At 49.3% G+C, this 7933-nt stretch carries 5 protein-coding genes and 1 rRNA gene; 4 read left to right on the forward strand and 2 right to left on the reverse strand.

What is annotated here, in order from left to right; all coding sequences use genetic code 11:
* Nucleotides 1-108 precede the first annotated feature (108 nt).
* The 3 genes from ACPV3A_RS01355 (at nt 109) to ACPV3A_RS01365 (ending at nt 3845) form a co-directional block, all read left to right on the forward strand.
* The gene (locus ACPV3A_RS01355; RefSeq protein ID WP_426197959.1) at nt 109-2292 is read left to right on the forward strand and encodes a hypothetical protein; all 2184 of its coding nucleotides are present in this window, start codon (nt 109-111) and stop codon (nt 2290-2292) included.
* The gene (locus ACPV3A_RS01360; protein ID WP_426197960.1) at nt 2283-3101 is read left to right on the forward strand and encodes a DUF5011 domain-containing protein; all 819 of its coding nucleotides are present in this window, start codon (nt 2283-2285) and stop codon (nt 3099-3101) included. The genes ACPV3A_RS01355 and ACPV3A_RS01360 overlap by 10 nt, the downstream gene beginning before the upstream one ends.
* 207 nt (nt 3102-3308) lie before the next feature.
* A complete protein-coding gene (locus ACPV3A_RS01365) occupies nt 3309-3845 on the forward strand; it encodes an S-layer homology domain-containing protein (protein ID WP_426197974.1) in 537 nt (178 codons plus the stop codon).
* Nucleotides 3846-4004: 159 nt separating this feature from the next.
* Here ACPV3A_RS01365 and ACPV3A_RS01370 read toward each other — a convergent pair whose 3' ends face one another.
* The gene (locus ACPV3A_RS01370) at nt 4005-5783 is read right to left on the reverse strand and encodes a protein kinase domain-containing protein (RefSeq protein ID WP_426197961.1); all 1779 of its coding nucleotides are present in this window, start codon (nt 5781-5783) and stop codon (nt 4005-4007) included.
* A 272-nt stretch (nt 5784-6055) separates the two neighbouring features.
* Nucleotides 6056-7312, reverse strand: coding sequence for an MFS transporter (locus tag ACPV3A_RS01375; RefSeq protein ID WP_426197962.1), 1257 nt, complete (start codon nt 7310-7312; stop codon nt 6056-6058).
* A gap of 493 nt (nt 7313-7805) precedes the next feature.
* Here ACPV3A_RS01375 and ACPV3A_RS01380 point away from each other — a divergent pair.
* Nucleotides 7806-7933 (forward strand): 16S ribosomal RNA (locus tag ACPV3A_RS01380); the annotation flags it as partial.

Consider the following 7933-nt stretch of genomic DNA (forward strand, 5'->3'; position numbering starts at 1 on the left):
CTATTTTATATAGGTATACATTCCTATTTCACTAAGGTTGTATGTTTAAAAAACAAAAAAAGGAGGATTAGAGCCATTAAGCGCAGTGTAGCACAAACATTCATTGTGATGGCCATGATCGTACCGCTTCTATTAGGCAGCCTGGCCATTCCGGTGAGAGATCAAGCTTTTGCATTACAGGTACAGGCCGAGACGCTCGGTGACATCGTTTATGATCCAAGGGGATTTGCCGGAGTCCTTCATATTTACAGCGACGGGACGACCATCAGGTCGACCAATTTATCGGAAGTCCCATCAAGCGCAAAGTGGGCCACGTTTGTGCCGATCAATTTTGACGGCATGGAGCTTTATTATAGCCGGGATGGGATTACAACGGAGAAGAGAATGCTTACCACTGGACAATTGAACGACATTCCTGCCGATGTGAAGTGGCTGACATTAAGCAACTTTGATGGATCGTTCTTTGAGAATCACCCCATCGATAATCAGCAGTATACGTACAGTGTGGACGGCGTCAATGTTTTAAGTGGTCCTGAGGTGCCGGCTAACGCGTTATGGGCCACAATAAGTTATTATACGACCACCTGGAGCGGCGAAAACAAGGCCTTAAACTACAGTCGTTCCCAGGCAAGTTACAACCTGAAGACGGACCTCATCCGGAGTGTTTCGATTGAGTCCCATGGGGCCGATCCGGGATATGCACTGGCAGGCGATAACGTTACCCTGTCCTTTACTTCGCTTCCAGCACTGCAATCTCCGAGTGTCATGCTAGCCGGACAGCAAGTACAAGCAACCGCTATACCAAACGCTGCCTTAAACGAATGGAGGGCATCTGTGACGCTGGACGCTAGCCATCCTGAAGGGCAAATAGATTTCAGCATTGCATACCAAGACGAAGGGATTCCAATGACCGTATCGGCAACCACGGATGGAAGCTCCGTATTTTTCGACAATAGCCCGCCGTCGATATCTCTGACGCAATCTACGTCAGAATGGACACAGGGCAACGTCATTGTTAACGGACGAGCTTATGATACGGGGAGCGGGGTCCAGATTGAGAAATGGGTGGAAGGCCGCCAAACGGAGTCCTTCTTCTATAATAACGGTCATTTGCCGCAAGGCGGCACATTTACCGCGTTTAATAACGGATGGTATACCTGGTACGCCAGCGATCAAGCGGGAAATGAGACGGTGCAGTACATTGAGATCGGGAACATTGATCGAGTATCACCTACGCTTAGCCTGACGTCATCGCCGACGGGGTGGGCAGCTGGGTCTGTCCAAATCACCGCATCAACCGCAGATGATCTCAGCGGGATTAAGCTCACGAAGTGGGCCGCCGGCAGCCAGCCTTTGGCATTTTTCAAGAATGGCGCCGGAACCATGTTCAGCGATTCTTTTACAGTGACAGATAACGGGGGTTACACCGTCTATGCAGAGGATCAAGCGGGGAATGCGGTAACAGAGCAGATCACGATTGACAAACTGGACGCCATCCCTCCTGTAATTTCGTTGGCGCCATCCACGACAGAGCCGACGCAGACGGATATCGCTATTACTGTAGACGCCTCCGATCAGGAAAGCGGCATCGAGATCGTCAAATGGGCAGCGGGCAAGCAGCCGTATTCCTATTTTGCGGGAGAGGGGAGCGCCTTGCGAGGGACAGGCTTTACGGTTTCGGAGAATGGTCTATACACGGTCTATGCCAAGGACAAGGCCGGGAATGAACAGATCGAGACTGTAGAAATCACTAATATTTATAAAAGTGGCCCAAACCTCCGTCTTTCACTCGACAACATCAATTGGACGAACAGCCCCGTACGAATACAGCTCGATATAACGGACAATGGCAGCGGTATTGCAGTGCAGAAATGGGCAGCCGGACATCATGATCCCAATTATTTCATGAATGAAGGCACTCCGTTTACCGGTAGCAGCATTGCCGTTGACAGCAATGGAATGTATACCGTTTATATTAAAGACAATGCTGGTTACGAGGCCGTGGCCGTCATTGAGGTTACCCGAATGGATAACGAAAAACCGATCATATCGGAGCTGAGGCTGACGCCCGAAGCGTGGACGAGTCAGGATGTCGAAATATGGGTATCCGGCATGGACAACTCCGGCGTGATCTCACTTATGAAATGGAGCGCCGGTGTGCAGGATGAAGCCTACTTCGAGCAGGGATGGGGCACAGTGTTCCAGGATGTATTTATGGTGGACGCGAACGGAGAATACACGTATATGCGAAAGACGCTGCCGGTAACGGGAATGTTAAGTCCTTGCATGTAAGCAACATCGATAAAGAAGAACCGATCATCCGCCTGCAGCCTTCTATCAAGGATCCGACGAACCAGAACGTGGCCGTGACGGCTGATGTATACGGTACGTTAAGTCCGACCATGGTTACGAAGTGGGCGCCGGGAATTCAGCCGTTGTCCTATTTTGACGCGGAAGGTAACGACTTTAACGGAACCTTCGAAGCGGAGCTGAACGGATGGTACACGGTATACGCCGAGAGTGCCGCGGGCAACAAGAGGATTGAGACCATTGAAATTACGAACATTTTTAAAAGCGTGCCTGTCATTCAGGTTACGGTGTCCCCAACCGTGCCAACGCAAAAGGAAGTAACAGTCACCGCTTCGGTCTATGCCCCGAGCCCTTTAGTTGATCGCAAGTTTGTCTTCGGACAACAGGATGCTGCCTATTTCGGAGTTGGAGGTGGTGAGCCTTGGAGCGATAAGCTGGAGGTCCATGAGAACGGCTGGATTACTTATTATGTCCGCGATCATGCAGGCAACGAGTCGGTAAAACAGGTCGAAATCACGAATATCGATCGGGAGAAGCCGGTGATTACGCTGCTTGGTGATTCTCGAATCTCATTGATGCAAGGTTCTGACTATACGGACCCGGGGGCCACGGCCATTGACAATCTGGACGGGGATCTAACGGATCGCATCGAGGTTGAAGGTAAAGTCGATACTTCCAGACCGGGACAATACACGCTCCGTTATTCGGTAGCCGATCGTGCCGGCAATGAGGCGGAAGAGGTTGTTCGAACGGTTAACGTTACGCCTCGGCCGGGTGGTGGAGATACATGACCGACTGATCCTACTCCGGGAAACGGCGGGAGTGAGCCGAATCCTTCTCCGGTAGATAAGGGGGATCAGAACGAAGGACTTCCAGGATCGATTTCAACCCCAGCACCACCCCCAACACCACCCCCAACACCACCAGCTCAGGGAAATGACGGCGACTCGTCTGCTACTCAGCCGCCCCCTAGCAAACAAACTCCTGCCTTTGCGGATATTTCCGGCCACTGGGCGGAGTCGGAAATCCAGGCATTATATGATCTGAAGCTGGCAAAAGGTTATCCTGACGGAAGCTACAAACCAGACCGTCCGGTGACCCGGGCCGAATTTGTCGCGCTGCTGGTACGGAGCCTGGGATTAGAAGGGCAATACAGCGCTGCATTCGAGGATATTAAAAATCACTGGGCTGGCGATGCGATTCGCACGGCTCTAGCCCATGGGATTATTGGTGGTTACAGCAGCCGTGCTTTTGGCCCTGATGATCCGATCACACGTGAGCAAATGGCTGTTATGCTGTCTAAGTCAAGCCGGCTTGCGAGTCTTTCCTCCGGTGAATCCAGCAAAGATATGCTGTCCTTCAAAGATCAAAGCTCTATTTCTATCTGGGCGAAGCAGCATGTATCCAACGTGGTCGAGAACGAGTTGATGAACGGATACCCCGGGGGACGCTTTTTGCCTCGAGGCTTAGCAACACGAGCAGAGGTAACAGCGGTTATACACCGTTTTATAACAGCAATTGAACAGAGCGTATAAAAGAAAAGCTTACTTAAGGACCCTTCCTTAAGTAAGCTTTTTAGATCTATTATAAGAGCTTTCCCTTGCTGCCCAGCATAACTGATTCGTGGAACAGAAGAACAGAGGCGACGGGATAGCAGCTTATAACTGGCGTTTAGTTCATTCAGAAGGTAGGAGCTATTCAGGAGATTGATGGTCTTCGTGAAGCAAACCGAGCGTATTAGCGATGGCTGCGGCTTTTCCCCTTCGGTCAACCTTCAGTTTTTCGAAGATTTTCTTGATGTGGGTTTTTACTGTCTCATGGGTAATGGTAAGTGCCGCAGCGATTTCTTTATTCGAGAGCCCCTTTGAGATCAGGCGAAGCACTTCCTTCTCCCGTCCCGTTAAATCATGCACTTCTCCCGTATGCTTTCTTACTGTTTGGAGGCCATGTTCGGAAAGCTGCAGCTCGGCATGGGAGCGGACTCTCGCATGAATGGCGAATAAAGCTTGGGAGGCAATGGTACTCAACACGTGAAATCGTTCGGGGGCAAACGCTTTCGTGATCACATCATTTTGCAAAAACAATACTCCTAGCAACTGATCCTGTACAACGACAGGAAAATAAAGCACGGAACCTTTTGCCGAATGAGCGGAAGAAGGGGAATTCAACTCGTCCATCCCTGATGTGGCAGCCGAGCCGCAAAGGGCAGCTTTGGATTCCGCTGTCTGAATGAGCAAACGCCGACTGACTCTATGGGCATCCCCAAGGAGCGTTCGCCGAGAAGAAGCCGTCATAAGTCTCCCGTCTTGCTTTGCCTCAGCTTCTACATACCACATGCCTTCCTGAAGTGTCAGTATCAGTCCGCGATGGGCACCAGCGTTCTTAATCAGGAGCTGCAAGAAACGTTCAGCTACTCGTTCCGTTACGATCTCCGAGTTAAAAATATGTGATGCCTGCATGATGGCGGCCAAATCCAACACTTGTGGATAGTTGACGATATGGCCTGAAAGCGAGATGGAGGGGATCGTTTCTTGGAAGGACTTATCCTCCTCGTTCTTAGCATTGGGTACTTCATGATGCTGCTGAGTCGGAATTGAATTGGAAGCGAAAGGATTCTGCCTGATTTCATGCTTGCAGCGCTTGGCATCCGAATCTGATTCTTTTATAGCCGCTAATCGATGCTGGGCTATTTCCTCAGTAATGCTCTGCATGTCGAAGTAGCGGTCAGCGGGGTCTTTTTCCAGCATGTTCAGGATAAGTTCGGATATCCATTGAGGCAGATGAATATCATGGAAGGGCTCAGGCCTTATGGTAAGATGGGCGTGAGCCCAAGGAAGCGCGCCGTTCGCGGTAAAGGGAAGTCTATGAGCGAATAGCTCGTAGAATGTTACGCCAAGTGAGTAGATATCGGCTCTGCTGTCCAGTCGATGGCCTATCCTCCCGGTTTGTTCCGGAGACATATAGATTGGATTGGCTTCCAGACTGCCATGTCCTTCTATATTCATTTGATCCCTGCGAACGGCGTATCCGAAGCCTGTTAAATAAACGTCCTGGGAACTTTCTTGAACAAGGAGCGTATCTGGCCTGATGTTTAAATGAAGAACGTCGTGGATATGCAGTTCCTGCAGCCTGCGGGCAGCACGCTCAAGCATTGGTATTAATACTGAGGGTGAGGAGCCGTGAATTCGCACATATTCCCTTAAGGTAATAGCGTGGATGGGTTCAAACTCCAACACGATCATTGTCTTGAATGATAGGTAGGATACTGGCTTGAACAGCCCGTCCACATCCAAGTCACTGAGGAAATGATATTCGTGGATAAGCTTCGCGTTCTCGATCGTTGTACGGGTACCTTCTTTTACAATTTTCAGGAGCATCGTTCTCCGGGTTCGCTCGGAACGGGCATACGCCACCGTTATATATGAATCCTCATAGACGATGCCGATGATCGTATATCCTGGGATTTTCAACATATCGCACATTCCTTTGGTCTAGCCTGGTCATACTATGGCTTGTATTTTGTTTAGTATACCATGTCTATTGACTGGGATTATCAAAAACAAAGCGCTAAAGGAAGGGAAGATTAGCGATACAGGCACAGATATCCTTTTTATGTCAATATAAATGACAGACACCCAGTCGATCCGTATCGGCGCGGATGATCTGGGCGTCTGTCTTATAAGGACCATAACTATGTTATTTAAAGCAAGCAATCTGAACGGTTACAGAGACTTAGCGGAAACTGTTAATCTCTTGACCACTGGTCCAGCTTATCATCACCGGGAAGAAGCAGGGCAAGCAGACCAAGCAGCGGCAAGAAGCCGATGGCGATCATAACATTGCCGATTCCCCAAGCATCCCCGAGATTGCCGAGCACAAGCGAACCGACCCCGCCCATGCCAAAAGCAAACCCGGTAATCAGCCCGGATACCGTGCCGATATTGCCCGGATGCAGCATTTGGGCATAGACGACGGTAACTGAAAAACTGGACAATAGAACAAATCCGCCAATAAGGAGCAATACAGCCGCCCAGAACGGGGAGGCGAACGGCAGAATCAACGCAATGGGTGCTGTGCCTATCATGGAGAGCATGATCATGTTGCGGCGGCCAAAACGGTCGGCCAGCGGACCGCCGAAGAAGGTACCCACAGCTCCGGATGCGAGAAATAGAAAAATATAAATCTGAGCGTTATCAATCGTGATCTTGTACGCATCCATGAGGTAGAACGCATAATAGCTGCTAATGGCTGCGCCATACCAGGAGCGGATAAATACGAGAATGACGAGAACCAGCGTTGCATGGCGTACGCTTTTGCGGCGGGCGGGATCAAGCGTACGTCCGGCGGCTTTCTTTTTAAACGTGTAGCCAGCTTTCAGCATGCCATGATACCAATGGGCAACATAGGATTGCACGAGGATACCAGCCGCGGCAACGAAGGTGAAACCGATCGCGCCGAACTGTCCGAACGGTACGAAGATGTATCGTGTCAGGAGCGGAGCAAGTGATTGCCCGGCATTGCCTCCTACTTGAAAGATCGATTGGGATAACCCTTTTCGCATACCTGCAGCCATATGAGCGACTCGCATTCCCTCAGGGTGAAAGGTCGCCGAGCCTAATCCGATCAGAACGACCGCGAACAGAACAAGGATATATGTATGTGCATATGCAAGAATGAATACGCCTGCAAACGTGAAACACATACCGATCGGTAGCAGAATCGGTGTTGGCCTTCGATCCGCAGCATACCCGATAACCGGCTGAATAATGGATGAAGTAAAATTAATGGCAAAGGAGATCCAACCGATCTGCGTAAAGGTAAGCAGCAGGTTATCCTTTAATATAGGAAAGATAGCAGGGATCACGGACTGAATCGAATCATTAAACAAATGAACGAAACTGATGGCGATTAGAATTTTATATACGGTAGCCTGATTTCCCTCTCTGTGCGCAGGACTTGGAGTATCAGTGGGCTTTTGGAGAACGATGCTTTTGTCTGCCATTCGGCGAACTCCTTTCTTATGTATATAGTCGGGCTTCAGAAAAGCGATGAACTAACCTTAAAACCTTTTCTATAGGAAATCAATTACATTTCGAGATGATACTTCATGAATTTAAAGTCTGAGATGAAGCGAATTTATAGTAAGGTCGCCGGCAGGCGGGGTTAGATATCGTTCTCTATAAGGTATAAATCCTGATAGGAACGATGTTATGCGAAACTTTACATATTTTCTTTTAAAAATGCTTGCTATATCTTTTGGATCATGGTATATTACTAACTGTCGCTTTTGACGAAAGCTTTTGAAGCTTGTCGAACGGCGTCGAAAAAAGTGTTGACATCAAGTTAAATACTTGATAAGATATAAACCTGCGCTGCTGATTGAGATGATCGGCAAAGCAGCCAACAAGTTCCTTGAAAACTGAACAAATGGATCACGTCAATGTAACACAAGCAAACGTTAATACGTTAGCTTTGAAATGAGCAAGTCAAACACTTTATTGGAGAGTTTGATCCTGGCTCAGGACGAACGCTGGCGGCGTGCCTAATACATGCAAGTCGAGCGGACTTGATGGAGTGCTTGCACTCCTGATGGTTAGCGGCGGACGGGTGAGTAACACGTAGG

The organism is Paenibacillus sp. Dod16, assembly GCF_049893405.1.
GTDB lineage: Bacteria > Bacillota > Bacilli > Paenibacillales > Paenibacillaceae > Paenibacillus_AQ.

What these genes read in the sequence shown, in the direction of transcription:
- ACPV3A_RS01355 (WP_426197959.1), top strand. Translation starts at nt 109, where the DNA reads ATGGCCATGATCGTACCGCTTCTATTAGGCAGCCTGGCCATTCCGGTG.
- ACPV3A_RS01370 (WP_426197961.1), bottom strand. Translation starts at nt 5,783, where the DNA reads ATGTTGAAAATCCCAGGATATACGATCATCGGCATCGTCTATGAGGAT.
- ACPV3A_RS01375 (WP_426197962.1), bottom strand. Translation starts at nt 7,312, where the DNA reads ATGGCAGACAAAAGCATCGTTCTCCAAAAGCCCACTGATACTCCAAGT.